The organism is Pectobacterium sp. CHL-2024 (genome assembly GCF_044751765.1).
In the GTDB taxonomy this organism is placed as follows: Bacteria; Pseudomonadota; Gammaproteobacteria; order Enterobacterales; family Enterobacteriaceae; genus Pectobacterium; species Pectobacterium brasiliense.
On record NZ_JBIXKO010000006.1, the window covers coordinates 26332 to 48089 of the forward strand.

Consider the following 21758-nt stretch of genomic DNA (forward strand, 5'->3'; position numbering starts at 1 on the left):
CGTAAGAATATTGTCACATTTTTTATTTTCAAAACATTTCAAAAAAGTTGGATTTTTAGTTAAGCCACACCTATAAATATCAAGAATTGGGTGAATATGACCCCGATAACCTAATCCCCATAGCAGAGGGATACACAGCAATATTATTAATCATATTTGACGACTACTGCTTTTTGTTTCTGAACCAGGTCAGCTTTAGCACCCCTCTTTTTGTGTTGGCGGTGCATATCCCCATACGTCTCCCGTTGCGGCTCCAATCCGCCGTGAGAGGTATTAAGACAATGGTTGCAGATAAGCAAGAGGCTATTTCATGTCAGATATGAATGTTATTGCGGGAAATGCAAATATCCTGTCGCGTCATAGTGGTCAGTTCATCAACGCCGTTCCTCAGGGAACAACGAATATCGAATTGCTGGAAAGCAGCACCGTCAGAATCTTTGGCACACCTGACGTGGTGTCTCGCTATGAGCGTGTTGGCAACGATCTTATCTTGCACATGAAAGACGGTACCACCGTCCGCTATGAAAGCTTCTTTACTCTGGATGCCGCCGGTTATCACAGCGAGCTGGTTTTTGACGATGGCACCCGACTCATCCACGCACAGTTCTCCGGCGCAGCCGCGGCAGAAGGCGCCGCACTCGCGGCGGAAGCCGTTGCCCTTACGCCAGAATACACCGCGCTGGGCGATATGACGTCATTACTGATTGGTAGCACAACCACCAGTACGTTATCTGCAACCACGCTGGGCAGCATTCTGGGTGCGGTCGCCGTCGGCGGAGCCGCTGTCGCTGGGGTCGCCGTCGCGGTTGCGTCATCAAGCAATGACAACAGCTCCACACCGCCACCGCAAGAACCCTTAACCGTCGATGCCTTTGCCGGAAATAACGGGCTAAACCGTACGGAAATCGGCCAGCCCCATGTCCTCAGCGGGAAAACAACCGGCGTCAATGCAGGGCAAACCGTCACTATCACGCTGAACGGCGTGGTTTACACCACCACCATTGCCGCCGACGGCAGTTGGCGCTTTACGCTGCCAGCCGATGCATTTACCGGGCTGCAAGACGGCGTTTATGCATTGAAAGTGAGCGTACCGGGTGCAAACGGCGTCATCCATGAGAAAACCATCGATCTCACCATTGATACCCTGCCGCCGAATTTAACCGTTGATAAATTCACGGGCGATAACTACCTCACCGTCGGAGAGCTGGCAAACGGCCAGATCCTCAACGGAACCGGTGAAGTCGGCCAGAACGTCAGCATCACGCTTAATGGAAAAACGTATACCACGACCATTAATGCCGCCGGTACCTGGACCCTGACCGTACCTGCCGCAGACCTTCGCGCACTGAGCGAAGGTGAGCACGCTATGTCGTTCACGATTAGCGATAGCGCCGGCAATACCACCGTGGTCAACCGCACCATTATTGTCGATACCACGCCGCCAGAACTGTCCCTGTCACCGTTTACCGGCAACAACCTGATCACCGCCGACGAACTGCAATCCTCACAGTTTGTCTCCGGTACGGCTTCCCTGTCGGATGTCGGCCAGACCGTGACGGTGACACTCAACGGCATCACCTATACCACCACCGTAGAGAGCGATGGCGCCTGGAGCGTGTTCATTCCTTCCGGTGATATTCAGGCGCTGACTAACGGCACCTACAATCTGGTGGCGTCATTAACGGATAAAGCGGGTAACACCACCACTCTGCCGCCACAAACCATCACGGTGGACACCAACGCCGAAGCGGTCAACATCAGCATCATCTCATTTGATAACCGTCTGAATGCCGTGGAAGCCGGGCAGCCGCTAACGATTGATGGCACAACGGCCAACGTTGCCGCAGGCCAAACCGTCACAGTGACATTGAATGGGAAACCCTACACCACCACCACGGGGGCAGACGGCAAATGGTCTTTGGATATCCCCAGCGCCGACCTGCTTTTGCTGTCAGACGGCAGTAATACCCTTACCGCCAGCGTACAGGGAATCAGTGGTGATACCGTCACCGTCGACCGCACGCTGGATGTACATATCAACACGCTCCCTTCCATTACGCTGACACCGCCTTTCGCCGACGGCGTATTAAACGGAGCCGAAGCCGCGCAGGATCAGGTCATCCGCGGGGAAACGGGGATTAGCGGCAGGGGCCAGACTGTCAGCCTGACGATTGGCGGGAATTACGTTACCGGAACGGTGGATGCCAACGGGAACTGGACGGTCACGATCCCTAAAGACGTGCTGCAAAGCCTGCCCTCGGACAACATCAGCGTACTGGAGATCGTCGTCCGCGATATCGCAGGCAACGAAACCATCGTAACGCAAAATATCACCGTGGATACGACGCCGCCGACGATCACCGTCTCCGCGATTGCTCAGGATGACGTCCTCAATGGCGCAGAATTGGCCGTCAATCAGGTGGTCAGCGGGACAGCATCGCTCAGCGAAGCCGGTCGCACGGTCACCGTGACGCTGAATGACAAACCCTACACCACCACCGTTGGCAGCGACGGAAACTGGAGCGTTACGCTGCCAACGGCCGATCTGGTCGCTATCGCAGACGGTAACCAGAATCTGACCGTTACGCTGACCGATGCCGCAGGCAACACCACCACGGTTACCCGTCCGCTGACCATTGACAGCGGTACAACCAGCGCGCCAACCATTACCATCAATAATTTCGCGGACGATAACGTCATTGATGGCGCTGAAGCAAAAGTCAGCCAGCAGTTGAGCGGGACCACCACCAATGTTGAGGCAGGACAAGTTGTCACCATCAGCCTGAATGGGAAAACCTATCTTGCCACCGTGCAATCCGGCGGCATCTGGAGCATCAACGTTTCAACCGCAGATATCGCCTTGCTGGCGGACGGTGCGCACAGCATTAGCGTTAACGTGAGTAACAAAGCGGGCAACGCCGCGAGCGGAAGCCAGAATATCAACGTCGATAAGTCTGGCGACAGCATCGCCATCAACATTATCGCCAGCGATAACCTGTTAAGCCGGGCAGAATCCCTGCAACCGCTGGCGATCAGCGGGAATACCTCCAATGTCCCTGCGGGGCAGACGGTGACCGTGACGCTGAACGGGAAAAATTACACCACCACCGTTGCCGCGGACGGCAGTTGGACGCTGCAAATCCCCAGTGCCGACCTCCAGCTTCTGTCAGATGGCAATGCCACCGTGACCGCCAGCGTGAATGTGGCGGGAAGCGGTGCCGTAACGGACAATCACACGCTCGGCGTTCACATTCACACCCTGCCGCAACCGACGATTGATACCCCATTTGGCAACGGTTCACTGAACGGTGCAGAGGCGCTGGTCAGCCAGACGATTACTGGTCACACCGGCATCAGCGGTGCGGGTCAGACCGTCATCTTGTCCCTCGGCGGGAAATCTTATTCGGGAACGGTTGATACGGCAGGTAACTGGAAAGTCACCGTTCCTGCGGCCGATCTCCAGCAGTTGCCGGAAGGTAATAACACCCTGTTGGTGACCGCACAGGATGCCGCGGGCAATCAGGCGGGTAAAACGTTTGTTAGCCCAACCGACTTTACCGCCCCTACCCTGACTATCGGCACCATTGCTGGCGATGACACCATCAATCTGGTCGAATCCCAAAGCAACCAGACCGTCAACGGCACCGCCTCAATCAGCGAAGCGGGTCGTACTGTCGTTATCACTTTCGATGGGCAATTTTATACCGGCGTTGTCGGTAGCGATGGCAACTGGAGTATCAACTTACCCACAGCAGCCTTGCGCGGCATGGCCGATGGCAGCTACAAACTGTCTGCCTCTCTAAGCGATGTCGCCGGGAATACCGTCAGCGTCGAGAAATCCGTTGAGCTCAGCGCAGATCCGGCATTCCAGCCGACGATCTTCGTTAACGCCTTCGTCAATGAGAATAACGTCATCACCGCGGCCGATCTCAAAGTCAGCCAGTGGCTGACGGGTACCAGCGCGAATGTGGAAACCGGTCAGGTTGCGACCATTCTGCTCAACAAAAAATTCTACTTCGCCGCTATCAAGAGCGGTGGCAACTGGAGCGTGGAAATCCCCGCCGCCGACATGGCACAGCTCTCTGAGGGCACCGTGTCCATCAGTGCGCAGGTCGCGGATCTGGCTGGAAACGAGGGCAGTCATGAGAACTGGTCCAATGTTGATATGGATAATGACAGTATCTCCATCAGCATTGTCGCGATTGATAACCAGATCAACCGTCTGGAAGCCTCACAGCCGCTGATCATTTCAGGTTCGACGGTCAACGTGACTCTGGGAGAAAGCGTTACCGTCACGCTCAATGGCAAAACCTATATTGGTACGATTGCCGCAAACGGGAGCTGGAGCGTCACAATCGAGAGCAGCGATATGCTCGCCTTGCCGGATGGCACCGCGACCATTACCGCCAGCGTCGCCAACCCCGGTGATGCCCCTGTCACCGCCAGCCGCAATATTGATATCCATATTAACAACCTGCCACAGCCAACGATTGACCAGCCTTTCGGTGACGGCATACTGAATATCGTCGAATCGGCCAGCGGACAGAACCTGACGGGGAAAACCGGGATTACCGGAGCGGGCCAAAGCGTCATCGTCACGCTGAACGGCAAAACCTATACGGCAACCGTGGATAATCAGGGGAACTGGAGTGCTGCGCTTCCCGCCGCCGACCTGCAATCCCTCCCATCCGGCGTACAGACCATCCATGTAGAAGCAACTGACATTGCTGGCAACAGCATAGAGAGCATGAGAGATATTACCGTCGATACGGTTCGCCCTCTTCTGACGCTGAAACCACTGACCAACGACGGCATCATCAACGCTACCGAAAGCCTGAACGATCAGACGATTTCAGGCAATGCGCTACAGTCAGAAGCTGGGCGCACGGTGATTGTCACGATCAACAATAAAAATTATCAGGCGCAGATTCAGGCTGACGGCAGTTGGAGCACTACCGTTCCCGCCGCCGATCTTCAGGCGCTGGCTGACGGCAATTACACAGTGACAGCAACATTGACCGGCGCATCAGGCAACAGCACCGCCGTCACAGGGACATTAACGCTGGATGCCAGTCCGGCCAATCTGCCTCTGCTCACCGTCAACGCCATCGCGCTCAATAACATCATCGACGGAGGCGAAATCAACGTCGCACAAATCATCAGCGGCGGCAGCCTGAATGTCGAGGCGGGGCAGCGCGTTACCGTGACGCTCGGCGATAATACCTACACCGCAACGGTTGACAGCAACGGCCAATGGCGCGTCAGCGTACCGTCTGTCGATCTCCTTCATCTGGCACAAGGCACGCATACCGTCACGATTGGCGTCAACGACGTCAGCGGTAACCCGGCAACGCTCAGCCAGACAATTACGGTGAATACCTCCCTGAGCGGTATCGCCATCGATACCGTCGCGGGCGATGACAAACTGAATCAAGCCGAAGCCGCGCAAGATCTCACCGTCAACGGCAGCAGCCAGAACGTGGCAGCGGGCACCGCCATCACGATTGCGCTGAACGGGAAAAGCTACGGAGGCGTCGTACAGCCTAACGGCACGTGGAGCATTACCGTTTCTGCGGCGGACGTCGGCGCATTAACCGATGGTACGTCAACCCTCACCGTCACCACGGTAGACAGTACAGGGAATGTGTTAAGCGGCAGCCGTACCATCGAGGTATTCACTCACAGTAGCCCGTCGCTGACGCTGAACACACCGTTCAGCGACGGCATCCTCAATGCCGCAGAAGCAGGCGTGACTCAGACGCTCAGTGGCACAACCGGTATCGTCTCACCAGGGCAAACCGTCACCGCTACACTCGGCGGCGTGACGTACACAGGGATCGTCGATGCAGCAGGTAACTGGACGATCTCTCTGCCTGCAAATAGCCTGCAAAATCTGCCGAATGGCACCACCGCATTGCAGGTGAGCGTCAGCGACGCAGCCGGAAACAGCAGCACCCTAACCAGTAACGTTACCGTAGCGCGAACACCGCCTACCTTAACGGCGGGCAACTTTGCTACTGACAACATTCTGAACAGCACCGAGGTACAAAGCAGTCAGTTACTCACTGGCACCGCCTCACCGTCCAGCGCGGGGCAAACGGTCACCACCACGCTGAATGGCAAAACCTACAGCGGCACCATCGGCAGTGACGGCACCTGGAGCATCACCATTCCGTCGGCCGATCTGAGCAACCTGTCCGATGGCAATTACCCCATCGTGACACGCCTGACCGATGCCGCAGGCAATACCACGACCACAACGCAAACCATTGTCGTCGATGCCAGTCCACTCAACGCACCGGTCGTCACGATTGGTACGTTCGCCGGCAACAACATTATTGACGGGGCGGAAGCTCGGGTCAGCCAGGTGCTCAGCGGCACCAGTAAAAACGTTGAGCAAGGCCAGACGGTAACGATTAGCTTCAATGGCAAGCCGTATACCGCACAGGTTCTGTCGAATGGAAGCTGGAGCACCACGATTTCAGATGCCGACATGGCACTGCTGGTTAACGGTAGCCAGACGATTACCGTCAGTGTGAGCGATGTCTCTGGCAATACCGCGACATCCAGCAGCAGCGTCACGGTAAATACCAATGCGAGCGGGCTGTCTATTGCGCCAATCACCGGGGATAACCAGCTCAATGCGCTGGAAGCGACAAACGGCATTACGATTAACGGCGGTGCCGTCAACGTGGCACCGGGCACGGATGTCAACGTCATCCTCAACGGGAAAACCTACACCGTACAGGTGCAGCCAGACGGCACCTGGAGCGCCACCATTCAACCGAGCGATCTGCAAGTGCTGGGAGATGGCGTCATCACGGTTAACGTCACGGCGGTCGATCAGGCGGGTAATGCCCTGTCGGGGACGCAGCAGTTGGGCGTCAGCATCCACAATCCACCGGTGGCATCGCTGCATATGCCATTCAGCAACGGTTACCTGAATCTCAGCGACGCTCAGGCCGGACAAACACTTTACGGCACGACGGGCCTGCGTGGTGCCGGGCAAACCGTCAGCGTCACCATTGGCACCACGGTCTATGCCGGCACGGTGGACAGCAGTGGCAACTGGAGCCTGCAACTGCCGCCGTCCGCTCTGACGGGATTGCCAGATGGCCTCCTCAACATTTCTGTGACCGTCAGCGATGCGGCAGGCAATACCTCCACCGTTCAGGGCGGCGCATTCGTTGACTTGACCCCACCGGTGCTGACCATCAATCCGATTGGCATTGACGATATCATCAACATTGCGGAAAGCCTGCTGCCACTGGAGATCACCGGTACGTCGCCCATCCACGACAGCGGCCGTCCTATCATTGTTAACGTCACCATCAACGGGCAGATCTATCAGGGGCTGGCGCAGACAGATGGCACCTGGAGCGTCACCGTGCCTGCTGGCGACCTGCAAAATATGCCAAATGGCATCACGGCAATCACCGCCAGCTTGACCGATGCTGCCGGCAACACCGGCACGGTAAGCCATTCGATTACGCTGGATACCGACCCGGCCAAAGCACCGACCCTGACGATAGCCACGCTGTCGAACGATGATTACCTCAATCTGGCCGAATCGGGCCAGCCGTTGACCATCAGCGGTAGCAGTCAGAATGTGGAACAGGGTCAGCAAGTGACTATCACTCTCAACGGTGGAATTTATTTCGCCACCGTGGGTGCGGATGGAAGTTGGAGCGTACAGATCCCTGCAACAGATGTCGGCAACCTCCCTGACGGCAAGCAGACCGTGAGTGCCAGCGTAACAGACGTGAGCGGCAACCCCGGTTCAGCAACGCACAGCATTACCGTCATCACCGATGCGACTAACCTGCCAGCCATCACCATCGCCACCCTGTCCGGCAACGATGTCGTCAGCGCGCAGGATACGCAATCCGACCTGCTCATTTCTGGTTCAACGACGAATGTTCAGGTAGGGCAGCGCGTCACGGTGACGTTGAATAGCAAAACGTATCTGGCGACCGTTGGCGCTGACGGCAGTTGGAGCACCACCGTTCCCGCCAGCGATGTGCAAAATCTACCGCAGGGCAGCCAGAATGTGACCGCAACGGTCAGCGATATCGCGCAGAACCCAGCCTCGGCAACCCACCCGTTTACAGTCGATACTGTCCCACCGCTGCTGTCTATCGATATGCTGGTTGACACCAGCGACATCGGTCTGGCAGACGCGCTGGCTGGGCTCCCGTTAAGCGGCAAAGCCGAAGCGGGTCTTCTGGTTACGATCAAAGTGGGTACGGCAGTGTATAGCGTTGTCGCCGATGGCAATGACGTCTGGCAAATCGCCATTGCAGCGAACGACCTGCTGGCGCTGGGCGACGGCGTGAAAACCCTTGAGGCCAGCGTGACCGACGGCGCCGGGAATGCCAGCGCCACCAGCATTAATATCACATTAAAAACGCAGTCACTGCCGACGCTGACGTTGGATACGCTCTATGACAACAACGTCCTGACTGTCGCGGAGCTGGCGACGGCAACGACGATTGGCGGCAGTTACACCAATCTGCCTGTCGGGACAACCATTCAGGTCACGATAGGGACTTACACCACGACGGGCGTGACGCTCGCGGGCGGCTTGTGGAGCGCCACGATTCCGGCCAATGCGCTGAGCATTCTGGCAGATGGCAACATGCAGGTCAGTGCGACGGTCACAGACAGTGCAGGCAATACCGGCAGTGCGAGCGGCTCATTGGATGTCGTCATCAACACCAATTTCGCTGTCAGTATCGCCACCCCGTTTGTTGATGGCGTGCTCAATCAGGCAGAAAGCACGGTAGATCAACTCCTGACGGGCACGACGGGGTTCATCGATCCGGGCCAGAGCGTGTCGGTTTCGGTAACCAACGGTACGATCACCACCACCTACAACGCGATCGTAGCGGCAAACGGCCAGTGGAGTGTGACGCTGCCCGCCGCCGATCTCGCTGCACTGGGTGATGGGACACACACCATCAACGTGACCGCCACGGACCATGCCGGCAATACCGGTTCAGGCAGCGGAACCTTCACCAGCGTCATTGTGGGCGTTCCCGTTGCGTCGCTGGATACCCCGTTCGGCGATGGTAAACTGAGTCTGGCCGATGCGCAGCCGGGCGTGACGCTATCCGGGCAAACGGGGCTCACCAGCAACGTGGGGCAAACCGTGTCGGTCAGCATTAACGGCACAAGCCTCCCCGCGACGGTGAATGCCGACGGCAGTTGGTCATTATCGCTGGGTCGCCAGGCACTGATCGACCTGCCGGATGGCACGGTGAATTTCACCGTCATCGTGACCGATTCTGCGGGCAACACCAGCACCGCAACAGCCACAGCAAGCGTGCTAACCACCACCCTGCCTGCAGCCACATTGGATCTGCCGTTTGGCGACGGCATCCTTAACGCCACTGAAATTCAGGCCATCCAGACATTAACTGGTAAAACCGGCATTACCAGCACGGGTCAGGAAGTCATCGTAACGGTGACCAATAAAACCACGCTGGCAGAAACCACCTTTACCGCCGTCGCTGACGGGTTGGGCGGCTGGTCCAGAGATCTGAGCCCTGCCGATTTGGCGATCTTCACCGAAGGCAACTACAGCATTAGCGTCAAGGTCACCGACTGGGTAGGCAATACCAACACCAGCGCCTCGCTCGATGTGAGTTCGGCGCAGACGCTGCCAGCCCCGCTTATCGACGTGGTCCCGTTTGGTCTCGATAATATTCTGAGCAGTGCCGAAGCTGCATCCGCACTGACCTTCTCTGGCCGCACGCAGATTGGTGGCAACGGGCAAAGCGTTAAACTGGAGATCGACCTCAACGGCATCCGCTACACTGCGACAGTAGACAGCGCGGGCAACTGGTCGGTGACGCTGCCGCCGAATGCCTTGAACTCACTGGCCGACGGTTCACATACCATCACGGTGACAGCCGTCGATGCGGCCGGCAACGTGGGCTCCGCACCGATTTCTTTTACCAGCGATCTCACCCCACCGGCCATTACGCTGAATACGCCGTTTGACGATGGTTATCTGAATATTGTCGAAGCTGGCACACTGGCGGGCAGAACATTAAGCGGTAACGCGGGTGACGCAGAGAGCGTGAATGTCACATTTGGCGGGCTGCCGCTTGTCGTACAGCTTAGCGGAGGTATATGGACCGCAACGCTGACCCCAACCCAGCTTTCCCAGCTTGCTGACGGCACCCACACTATCAGCATTACGGCAACGGATAGCTTGGGCAACAGCGCTACGTTGAATTCTCAGGCAATCCTTGCCGTGCAAGCGGCCCCCACCGTCACCATTACCACTTTTGCGGGTCTGGACGGCCTTAATTATACCGAAAGCCGCGCCACGCAGGCTGTCAGCGGGACATCGACCGGGCTGGAGGTCGGGCAAAACGTCACCGTCAGGCTGAATGGCGTCGACTACACGACGAAAGTGCTTACTGGTGGTACGTGGAGCGTTAATATTCCGCCTTCTGCATTGCAGGTTTTACCCAATACGTCGCACACGCTTTCCGTCAGTGCCCAGGATAAAGCGGGGAACCCAACGGACCCATCCAGCGTTAACTTTAACGTCAACCTGACACCGCCTCCGACGGTGATGACCATTAACCCGATTTCGACCGACAACATCATCAACGCCGTCGAGATCGGCGGCAACATCACGATTTCCGGTCGCTCGATCGGGCCAGCTTCCGCGCAAACTGACATACTCGTTTCGGTCAACGGAGTGCTACTTCAGCCTAATCCCGTCACCGATATCAACGGCAACTGGACCATTACCATCCCCGCACTGCCTGCCTTTGCCGGTCAGGGGCCGATCAGCGTAACGGCGACATCAAATGACGCCACACTGACCACGATCGTCACCGTGGACACCGTCGCACCCGACTTGAATATTGTCGCTCTGGCTACGAACAATGTGCTCAATGCCACGGAAATGACGACGGAACAGGCGATTACCGGTACCGCCTCAGTCGCAGATGCCGGGCAAATCGTCTCGATTAGCCTGAATGGGAAAACCTACAACGCGCAGGTTTCTGTGACAGGAGACTGGAGTGTCAATGTGCCGGCCGCCGATCTGGCATTGCTCGCGGATGGCAGCCACACCATCACGGCGACCCTCACCGATAAAGCGGGCAATACCACCACCGATACGCAGGTCGTTACCGTTGATACCGACATCCCGCTGCTCAGCGTCACGCTGTTCGATAACAATATCCTGACGCTGGCTGAAGCACTGGCTGGCGCAGCGATTACCGGCAGAGGGGAAGTGGGGGCCACAGTAACCTTAACCGCAGGGCCGCTGACGGGCACCACCACTGTAGGCCTTGACGGCAACTGGAGTATTCCAATCCTGTCCGCCGATCTGCAAAGCCTGACAGACGGGGCACAGGTCATTGGCGTCACGCTGACGGATACCGCCGGCAACACTGCGCACCTTGATGCCACACTGGACGTCGCATTGAACCAAACGCTCGGCGCAGGCATTAATGATATCTTCGGTAACGACGGTATCCTCAATCTGGCCGAATCACTGGTCACACAGGTCATCAGCGGTAACGCAACCGGCAACTATCTCGGCGCGAAAGTCGTCATTAAAGGATTAGGCGCCGATCTGGAAGGCACCGTTGGTGCTAACGGAGCCTGGAGCATTTCGATTCCGGCTGATAGATTCAGTTTGCTAAGCAACGGACTGTTGCAAGTGAGCGTAGACATTGTCGATTCACACGGCAACGTGAAGAATCAACTGGTCGATATTGACGTGTTGAAATCCCTGCCGGTCATTAACTCCGTCGTGGCCTTCACGGATGGCGCGCTGAATGCGGCAGACGTCGTAACCAGCCAGATTATCAGCGGCGTGGTCAGCAATGTGAATATCGCCGCGGGTGCAACGGTCGCCGTGACGCTGGGTACCAAAATTTACACCGGGATTACCGTCGGTGCAGGTGGGGCATGGAGCTTATCCGTCCCTGCCCTCGACTTGCAGGCGCTACAGGACGGAACGCTGTCGCTGGGCATCGCGGTCACCGATCACGCGGGCAACACGACCAGTCAGATAGTCAACGTTCCGACGGTCATCAAGAACTTGCCGAGTATTACGCTGAATCCAGCCTTTGGCGATAGCGTGCTGAATCTGGCCGATCTGCTGGTCAATCAGACCCTCAGCGGTACGGCTACCGGTCTGACAGGCGGAACCATTACGCTTAGCATTGCGGGGTCACAAGTCGCCACCGCTACTGTCGGCACGGATGGTAAATGGAGTGCCGCTGTCACCCCGAGCGTATTGGGTATTTTGCAAGGTCTGGGCAACGGCGATTTCACCGTGACGGCTACCGCGACAGACAGCGTCGGCAATAGCGCCAACGGCACTGCCGGCATCAAATTTGATTTCGCCCAGCCGGTGATTACGCTGAACCCGGTATTTGGCGGAGATGGCTTCATCAATGCGGCAGAAGCGCTGGTGGCGCAAACCATCAGTGGCGTGGTGACCAATGCCAGCGCCGGATCGCAGGTTTCAGTTACCCTTGGCGGCAAAACCTTCCTGTCTACGGTCGGGGCGGGTGGCGCGTTTAGCCTGACGCTGCAACCGTCCGATCTCAGCACGCTGCTCGATGGCAACACCACGCTGAATGTGTCGGTCACGAATACGTCCGGCAATATCGGCACGGTCAATAACGCTATCAATATTATTGCCAAAACCCTGCCAACGATTAGCCTTGGTTCACTGTTTGGCGGTGATGGTTTCCTCAATGCCGCAGAAGCGGCGCTGACGCAGACGATTAGCGGCACCACCACCAACGCCGTCGCGGGATCGTCGGTCGTGATACGCATCGGCACTCTGACGCTAAACGCCACCGTCGGCAGTGACGGCACCTGGAGCACCAGCGTTACGCCACTGCAACTGTCTGGCCTGACGAACGGTAACCTCACCGTCAGTGCGACGGTAACCGACCCGGCAGGCAATAGCACCGGCGTCAGCACCGGCCTCAACATCGCCATCTTGCCACCGACAATCACGCTCAATCCGTTGTTCAGCAACGGTGTACTGGATCTTCCTAGTCTGTTGAGTACGCAGCTCATCGGCGGGACCACGGCCAATGTGCCAGCGGGCACCGCGATCAACGTCACGCTGGGCAGTAAAACCTACACCACAACGGTCGGTGCAAACGGCAGTTGGAGCCTGCCGGTCCCTAGCCTCGACCTGAAAGCTCTTGCGGATGGCGTCACTAACGTCGGTGTTCGTCTGGTTGATGCGGCGGGTAACGTCGGCACGCAAACCGGTACCGTAAGCGTGGCGATTAACGGTCAGCCGACGCTGACCATCAATCCGCTCTTTGGCGGTGACGGCCTGCTCAATGCCGTCGAGGCAGCAGCGGGTCAGCTCATCAGCGGAACCAGTACCAATGCGATAGGTTCCACGATCCAAATCTCACTGGGTACCAAGACCTACTCTGCCGTGGTGCAAAGCAATGGTAGCTGGTCCGTCAGCCTGCCTGCACTCGATCTCAACGGTTTGACTGACGGCACGCTTTCCCTCAATGCCTCTCTAACCAACGCGGCAGGAAAAAGCACCAGCGTGGGTGCATCCATCGGCGTGGGCGTTCACACACTGCCAACGGTCAGTCTCGGCTCCCTGTTTGGCGGGGACGGTTACCTGAATCTGGCCGAAGCGGGCATAAACCAGATCATCAGCGGAACCACAACCAACGCGGCAGGCGGTAGCGTCACGCTCACCGTGGGCGGGCTCGTGCTCAACGCCGCTGTCGCCAGCAACGGCACCTGGAGCATCAGCGTACCGAGCGCTAACCTGCTCAACATCGCCGATGGCAATTTGTCCGTCGGCGTCAAAGTTACCGACCGCTATGGCAACACCAACAACACCAGCAGCAACGTGATCGTGAAAACGCACCAGTTGCCGCAGTTGGGCATTGATGCAGTGGGATCGCTGATTGGCAACACCGTTGGCCTGCTGGCAAACGGCATCACCGTCAGCGGAACATCACGCTACGTACAGCAAGGTGCCAAAGTGACCGTCACGCTGCTCGGCCAGACGCTACAGGGCACCGTCGGTGCCGATGGCAAGTGGAGCGCGCATTTCACCAGTTCACTACTGGGGATCAACATCCTGAACGTTGGCGCAATTTTGACGGCGCTGCTGGGTACGGCGGTTGAAGCCTCCGTCACCGATCAGGCAGGTAACTTCACCGGCGTATCCGCCGGATTAACCTCCGGTATCTCTCTCGGGTTACCGCTGATGAGCATGATGGCGCTGGACGTTGACGATAGCAGCCTCGCGCAGGTGGCCTCGCTGTCCAGTGAACCGCTCGACACTGGGGAAAGCACGAATGTGCAGCCTCTTAATGTCAGCTCGAAAATGGCGGCGGCTGCGCTCAGCGAGACGAACACGACCAACAATAGCACCAGTACCGAAGCGGAAGACGGTGTTTATGCCATCGGCGGTGTTGTCATCAATCTGGCCGACGGCAGCGTGCAAACGGGCGAGGATGTCGAAGGGGGTGAAGGCGACGATCTCATTACGCTCTCAACGCTCGATTTTACCCAGATCGATGGCGGCAACGGCATTGATACGCTGGTTCTGGATGGCACCGATCTCAATCTGGACCTTACCGCGCTGGGGCTGAAAATCGACAACGTGGAGGTCTTCGATTTAGGCCAAAACGGCACCAACAGCATCACGCTGGATCTCGACCGCGCTCTGAATGTCACCGACCGCCCAGAAGACGACTTACTGATCGTCGGGGGAGAAGGCAATCAGGTGAACCTGATTCCGGGCGAAGGCGTCTGGAGCACGGTAGGACAGCGCGATATTGATGGTCAGCGTTTCGACGTCTACCACCATTCATCGCTGGATAGCGCCAACAACCTGGGAGATGTACTGGTGCAACAAGGCCTGCTCGTCAATATGGTGTAACGGTGTTTTAAGCGCCGGCTCTACCAAGAGCCGCTGCTTATACACAAATGCGGAGATCAACGCGGATTTTGTCGTTATCCGGCGTAAAAAATTATGCTGAGGAGATAGCAGGTTTAGGATGAGCCGCATGGACGCGGCGAAAGCTTGCGCCACGTCGGACAAAAACGTCAGAGACGTTTTTGAACAGCACTTGTGCTGGCCCGAAGGGCTAGCCCCATTTATGGGGCGAGTAAACGTGTCGCAAGCGGTCCGTTAAACCTGATATCTACGAAGGAACCGCGCCAGCGGCATAATTTCCGCCAAAAGCCTGGGGTCTCGGGGCGAGCGGCGTTTGAGCCGTCCCGAGTCGGGCGCGTGCTACGAGATAGCATAAAAAATCGCCATTATCGCGCACGAAACGGCCTCTGCAGCGGCATAGATACGTGTCCAAGAGACGGTACGAAACTGCCTCGATAGCGGCACAAATATGTGTAAAGGAACTAAAACAAAGAGTGATGAAAACAGGGGTCATTGATGCACAAACCATTTTTTATCAGGGGCATGTTTTTTCCACGCAATCGCGCTTTTTTGACGCGCACATTACGCCATCACACGCCGCGCGATGTGCTGACGATCGGGATGGCGATCGGGCTGGCCTTCGGTGGCCTTCCTTTCTTCTCTAGTTCGCCAACGTTCGCGCAGACCGTCGCGTTTGACTGGTCCGCCGCCCCGACAGAGCAGCAGGTCGATAGTCTGGACCTCAAACAGGCCATTCTCCGCGCGTTCGCACGCAACCCGCAAATCGCACAGGCCTCGGCACAAATTCGCGTTGGCGAAGCCGACCTGCGCGTGGCACAAAGCGCCTGGTTCCCGCAAATCGGCCTAAGCGGCAACGTCGGCCGGTCAGATCAAAGTGATACCGGCGGCACGATGAGCAATAATTCTACGGCGGGTCTTACGCTGAAACAGCTCCTGTACGATTTCGGGAAGACGGGCGGCAGCATTGATGAACAACACAGCTTGTCAGACGCTTATCGCTATCAGCTCTACGGCACCATGACCACGGTCGGTCAGCAAACCTTGCTCACCTACCTGAAGGTCAAACGCTATCAGGAACTGAGTCAGGCGGCCGAGCGCAATATCACGTCACTCAATGTGGTAAAAGACACCGCGACGCTCCGTGCCGAAGCTGGTCTCAGTACGCAATCCGACATCCTGCAAGCGGAAACCCGCATCGCGGGTATGAGAGCGACGCTGGAACAGTACCGTGCGCTGGAGCGTTCCTCGCTGGCGCAGCTCAGCGTGTTGACCGGCGTTATCCCCACCGCCCTGCCCGATCTGCCACGCGCGCTGCTGCAACAAAAGATTACGCTCAAGGCACTCCCGTACCAGCAGAGTAATGCGGTGCTGAGCGCACAGTCCAAACAAGAGGCCTCGCGCCACCGGATTCGTCAGGCAGAAGCGCAACACTGGCCGACCATTGCCGTGCAGGCGGGCCGCACCCGCTATGAAACCGACAGGCGTAATTACTGGGACGATCAGCTACAGCTGGTGGTAGAAGCCCCGCTTTATCAGGGCGGCGCCGTCAGTGCTCGCGTTGATGCCGCGTCAGGCACGCGCGAAGCGGCGCAAGCCGAAGTCGAAGCGGCAAAGCTGGATATGAACCAGAAAGCCTCCACGGCCTATGCAGATCTCATTGGTGCACAGCAGCGTGAAAAAGCCAGTCAGCAGCAAATCACCAGCGCGACCTACACCCGCAACGTCTATCAGGATGAGTACAAGCTCAGCAAGCGCAGCCTGAACGATCTGCTCAGCGTGGAACAAGACGTGTTGCAGGCCGAAACCTCACGCATCGGCGCGTTATACGACGGCTGGGAGGCGACGGTTAACTACGCCGCTGCCGTCGATAATCTGCTGGATATGCTGGGTATTGAGCGTCATGAAACCACTGGCGAGACGTTACCGTCGCTGTAAGCCGGCTTGCCTGCCGGATAAGAACATGCAGGAATATCAATGACACAAGCAACGAAAACGGAGATCTGGATTGCCGCCATGGCCCGCGCCGCCGCCCACTATGGACAGGTAGTCGATATCCAGTCGGTACGCCAGCAGATGCGCTGGTACGAACAGCAGCCGATTGCCCGCCAGTTAGAACAAATCAGCCACCTGATGGGGTTGAGCATCAGCCTGCGCCACACGGAGAAACTCCGCTGGCGCAACAAGATCTTACCGGTACTGGCAGAAACCGATGACGGCGGCGTGATCGTCATCGAATCATTGAATGAGGAAGGTATCGCCACCTACTGGCTGAATGACGGCGGCGACCTGCAACGCGAAGCCGAACTGACGGAACTCATCAAACACAGTCAGGGGATTATCGTGCTGGTCGGCATCGCAGAGCGTGGCCGCGATACCCGCATCGATGATTTCGTCAAACCGTACCGCAAGCACTGGTTCTGGCAACACTTTCGCGGCGCAAAACGACAGATCGGGGAAATTTCTCTCGCGTCTATCGTGGGTAATGTTTTGGCACTGGCGGGGATTCTGTTCTCCATGCAGGTGTATGACCGCGTGATTCCGGCGCAGTCGATCCCCACGCTGTGGGTTCTGTTTTTCGGCGTGCTGCTGGCCGCCGCATTAGAGTATGCCATCCGTTTATCACGCACCATCGTCTCCGATCTGATGGGAAAAAGCATCGATCTTAACGTGTCGGGGATGCTGTTTGCCCGTGCGCTAGCGATAAAAAACGAGGCTCGACCGAAATCCACTGGCTCGTTTATTTCACAGCTGCGAGAAATTGATCAGGTGCGTGAACTGCTGACCTCGACGACCGTCGGGGCGGCAGCCGACATGCCGTTCGTTTTGCTGTTTCTCGGCATCATGGCGATGATCGGCGGTCCGCTAGTGTTTATTCCCATGCTGGCAATCCCACTGATTGTGATCCCCGGCCTGCTGCTGCAATGGCCGATGGCGAAGCTCGCCAAAGAAGGGATGCGTGAAAGCGCATTGCGCAATGCGGTGCTGGTCGAATCCATCGAAGGGATCGAAGATATTAAAGCGTTGCAGGCCGAACCCTACTTCCAGCGCCAGTGGGAGCAAACTCACGAAGTCAGCGCCGCCATCGGCATGAAGCAGCGCGTATGGGGCGCACGGCTCAGCGGCTGGGCATCGACCGTTCAACAGCTCACCTACGCTGGCATGCTGGTCTTCGGCTGCTATCTGGTGATGGCGGGCGATATCACCACCGGTACGCTCGTGGCCTGTAGCCTGCTTTCCTCCCGCACCATCGCCCCGCTCATGCAGCTAACAATGGTATTTTCCCGCTGGCAGCATGCGAAAACCGCCATGACAGGGCTGGATGACCTCCTGCAAAAACCGCTGGATCGGCCGGAAGAGGGAAAAATGGCGCACTGTCCGATCCTTCAAGGGCACTTCCAACTGCACAACGTGCAATACAGCTACGACCCCGAAAAGGGCGATACCGCCTTGCAGGTCGGCAAACTGGAGATCAAACCGGGCGAAAAAGTGGCGCTGCTCGGTAAGGTCGGTGCGGGGAAATCCACGCTGCTCAAGCTGCTTGCCAATCAGGTCACCGCGACGCGCGGCAAGGTCATTATTGATGGCGTGGATATCAGCCAGATCGATCCGGCCGATGTCCGCCGCCAGTTGGGTTTTCTGTCACAGGAATCGCGTCTGTTCTTCGGCAGCCTGCGGCAAAACCTGATGCTCGGCAACCCACACGCTACTGAGCAGGAACTGTTGCAGGCGCTGCGTATTAGCGGCGCGCTCAGCCTGATCCAACAGGATGCTTCCAGTCTGGATCGCATTATTCATGAAGGCGGGCGCGGCTTATCCGGCGGGCAGCGACAGATGATCCTACTTAGCAGAATGCTGTTACGTAATCCCCAGATCGTGCTGCTGGATGAACCCACCGCGTCGATGGATGAACAGTTGGAAAGCCACGTTATCCACCAGCTAAGCAGCTGGCTCACGGGCCGCACGCTGGTACTGGTGACACACCGTCCGGCGCTGCTCAAGCTGGTTGATCGCGTCGTCGTCATGGATGGCGGTCGCATCGTGGCGGATGGCCCGCGCGATCAGATCCTGAAAGCGGTCAGCAAACCGGCAGACACCGCACAGAGCGTGGCGTAAGGGGAAAGACAATGAGTAGCATCACTATCCATGATGACCTGAAACGCCAGGGGCGACGCGTCTCCGCGATTATCTGGCTCAGCCTGCTGGGGCTGATCGCGTTTTTTATCTGGGCCACCTTCGCCGTACTGGATGAGGTTTCCGTCGGGAGCGGCAAAGTCACGCCGTCGACCCGCGCACAGGTGATTGAAAGCCTGGATGGCGGGATTATCGGGCAGATCTATGTGCAGCAGGGCAACGTCGTCGAGAAGGGTCAGGTGCTGGCACAGCTGGACATCAACCGCTTCCAGTCCGTCTACGGCGAAGCCTTCTCTCGCGTGCAGACGCTGCGCGCCTCCGCCGAACGCCTGCACGCCGAGCTCAGCGGTGCGCCGCTAACCTTCAGCGAAGAAACCCTGAAGGAGCCAGCGCTGGCCGCACGTGAACATCAGCTTTATGAATCACGCTTGCGCAATCGCGATGAAACGGTCGCCAATCTGCAACAGTCTATGCGGCTGGTGGAACAAGAGCTGCGGATGACGGAGCCGCTGGTGCAGCGCGGTGCCGCCAGCGCCGTCGAGGTGATTCGGTTACGCCGTCAAATTAGCGAAATTCGCGGCAAAATCGACGAAGCTAACAACCAATATGCCGTACGGGCGCGGGAAGAACAGGTCAAAAACAACGCCGATCTGGAAGCCCAGATGGAAGTGGTCAGCGGAAAAGCCGACCAGCTCAAACGCGCCACCATCACGTCACCGGTACGCGGAATTGTGAAAGACATTCAGGTAACGACCGTGGGCGGCGTGCTGCAACCGGGCGGCAAGCTGATGGAAATTGTACCGCTGGAAGATCAGTTGCTGATCGAAACACGTATCAACCCGCGCGATATTGCCTATATCCGGCCGGGTTTGCCCGCCACGGTAAAAATCACCGCCTATGATGCTTCCATCTACGGCAATTTAACGGGCGAAGTCGAAAGCGTGTCGCCGGATACCCTTCAGGACGAAGTCAGGCGCGATCAGTTTTATTATCGGGTCTATGTGCGCACCACGCAGGCGGAGCTGACCAACAAAGCCGGGGAAAAATTCCCCATTGTGCCCGGCATGGTCGCCAGCGTGGAGATAAAAACCGGTCAAAAAAGCGTGATGGACTATCTGATTAAACCGCTGAATAAGGTCAATGAAGCGCTGCGTGAACGTTAAACTCGCACGCAGAACCACGAGTGCAAGTAACAAACAACAGCGCCGCACGGTTTCCCGCGCGGCGCGGTTATGACAGAACGATTTTTTAATCGCGTTACTTCTTAACGGTGACGTTCTTAATCTGCCATGTGCTGTCGCTGGTCAGTTTGACGTTCTTCATCGTCACTTCGATCGGCTTTTTCGCGTTCTCGCCGTTCAGCACGACCACGCCTTTGGTTTGGGACGTAATATCTTTAAACGTAATGTCGCTCCAGTCAGGCACATTACTTCCCTCTTTCTTCTCATACACCGTATCAATCACAATCGGTTTCGCCACATTCTTCATGACCACATTACTATACCGAACGCCATTGACCACCCCGGCAGCCGATTTGTCACTCTTAATGCGTAAACCATTTGTAGTGCCATTCATGTTCAGATCATCAACGGTCACGTTGTAAACGCCCATCGTTTCACTGCCGATCGACATGCCGTGTCCCGTTCCGAACTCGTTATGCAAAATGGAAATATTGCGCGTCTCGGCACGGCCTTTATAGGCTTTGATCGCCACGTTATCGTCGCCCGTCGAAATACTGCTGTGGGCAATGGTGATGTTTTTTGATGACATCGGATCGATCCCGTCGGTGTTTCTGGCGGTGGACGGGGTTTTGATCGTCGTTTTCCAGGCGGTGAAACCATCACCATCGCTGAACACGACGTGGAAATTCGGAGAGTTAATGAGGGAAACGTTATACAGCGTGAAATTCTTGCTCTTATTAATCTGAATCAGCCGGGGGGTATTCTGTTTTAGCTTTTTCACTTTGGCATCGGCAGCCAGATCCCACCAGCTCACCTTTTTATCCTGAAGCTTCACGCCACCTTGCCCGTCAATCGTGCCCGGCCCATAGATTCCGCTATTCGTCGTGCTCGTGGCGGTAATGAACGCATCACAACCTTTGCCGTTTTTATCAACCACGCCACAGGATGACGGGGCATTCTCAAAAGACTTGGCGTTATTCACCGCTCGCAGCGTCACCCCTTTGTCGATTAATAAGCTGACACCCGAAGGCAGGGAAAGCGGGCCGCTCAGAAAGACAGACGAACTTCCTGTACTCAGCCTGACCGCTTTTCCTTGCCCGCAATTATTCAACGCTTTTTGAATAGTGCTGGTGGCCGTGCTGCTGTCCGCTTTAAGCACCGTACAGGAAGACGGTACTTTCGGCTCACTCACCGTTCGTGAGTCAGAAGCAAATGCCGATGCGCTAAACAGCCCGATAAGCCCTAATGATAGTGATAAAACCCGCTTGCCTGATTGATATTCCATGTCAAACCTTCCCTTATAGATATCCGCAATTTCTTGTGACTAAAAAAGAATGGCGCATTCATTTTTATTAATTAAGAAAAATGAAACGTCTTTATAGAAACTAAAAACTGTCGCATATGAATATGTAGAATAATAAAATTCCGTTTACATAAAAATTTGCCAATGTTTATTAATAGAAGCATCCAGTTTTATGCATGATTAAATTATCACCAGAAAAGTA

5 protein-coding genes are annotated in these 21758 nt (G+C 56.7%); 4 read left to right on the top strand and 1 reads right to left on the bottom strand.

Going from position 1 to position 21758, the window contains the following annotated elements:
- Positions 1-310: 310 nt before the first annotated feature.
- From ACIPUG_RS11185 to ACIPUG_RS11200, 4 genes are all read left to right on the top strand, one after another.
- Positions 311-14923, top strand: coding sequence for an Ig-like domain-containing protein (locus ACIPUG_RS11185; protein ID WP_400338423.1), 14613 nt, complete (start codon positions 311-313; stop codon positions 14921-14923).
- A 513-nt stretch (positions 14924-15436) separates the two neighbouring features.
- On the top strand, positions 15437-16876 hold the full coding sequence (locus ACIPUG_RS11190) for a TolC family outer membrane protein (RefSeq protein ID WP_400338425.1): 1440 nt from the start codon (positions 15437-15439) through the stop codon (positions 16874-16876).
- Positions 16877-16915: 39 nt separating this feature from the next.
- Entirely contained in the window at positions 16916-19054 is a 2139-nt protein-coding gene (locus ACIPUG_RS11195; RefSeq protein ID WP_400338427.1) for a type I secretion system permease/ATPase, read from the top strand.
- Positions 19055-19065: 11 nt separating this feature from the next.
- Positions 19066-20235 carry an HlyD family type I secretion periplasmic adaptor subunit gene (locus tag ACIPUG_RS11200; RefSeq protein WP_400338428.1) on the top strand — a complete coding sequence of 390 codons (1170 nt, stop codon included), beginning with the start codon at positions 19066-19068 and terminating at the stop codon, positions 20233-20235.
- 94 nt (positions 20236-20329) lie between these two features.
- Here ACIPUG_RS11200 and ACIPUG_RS11205 read toward each other — a convergent pair whose 3' ends face one another.
- Positions 20330-21538 (bottom strand): glycoside hydrolase family 28 protein, encoded by a 1209-nt coding sequence (locus ACIPUG_RS11205; RefSeq protein WP_010281756.1) that lies wholly within the window; start codon positions 21536-21538, stop codon positions 20330-20332.
- Positions 21539-21758: the final 220 nt, after the last annotated feature.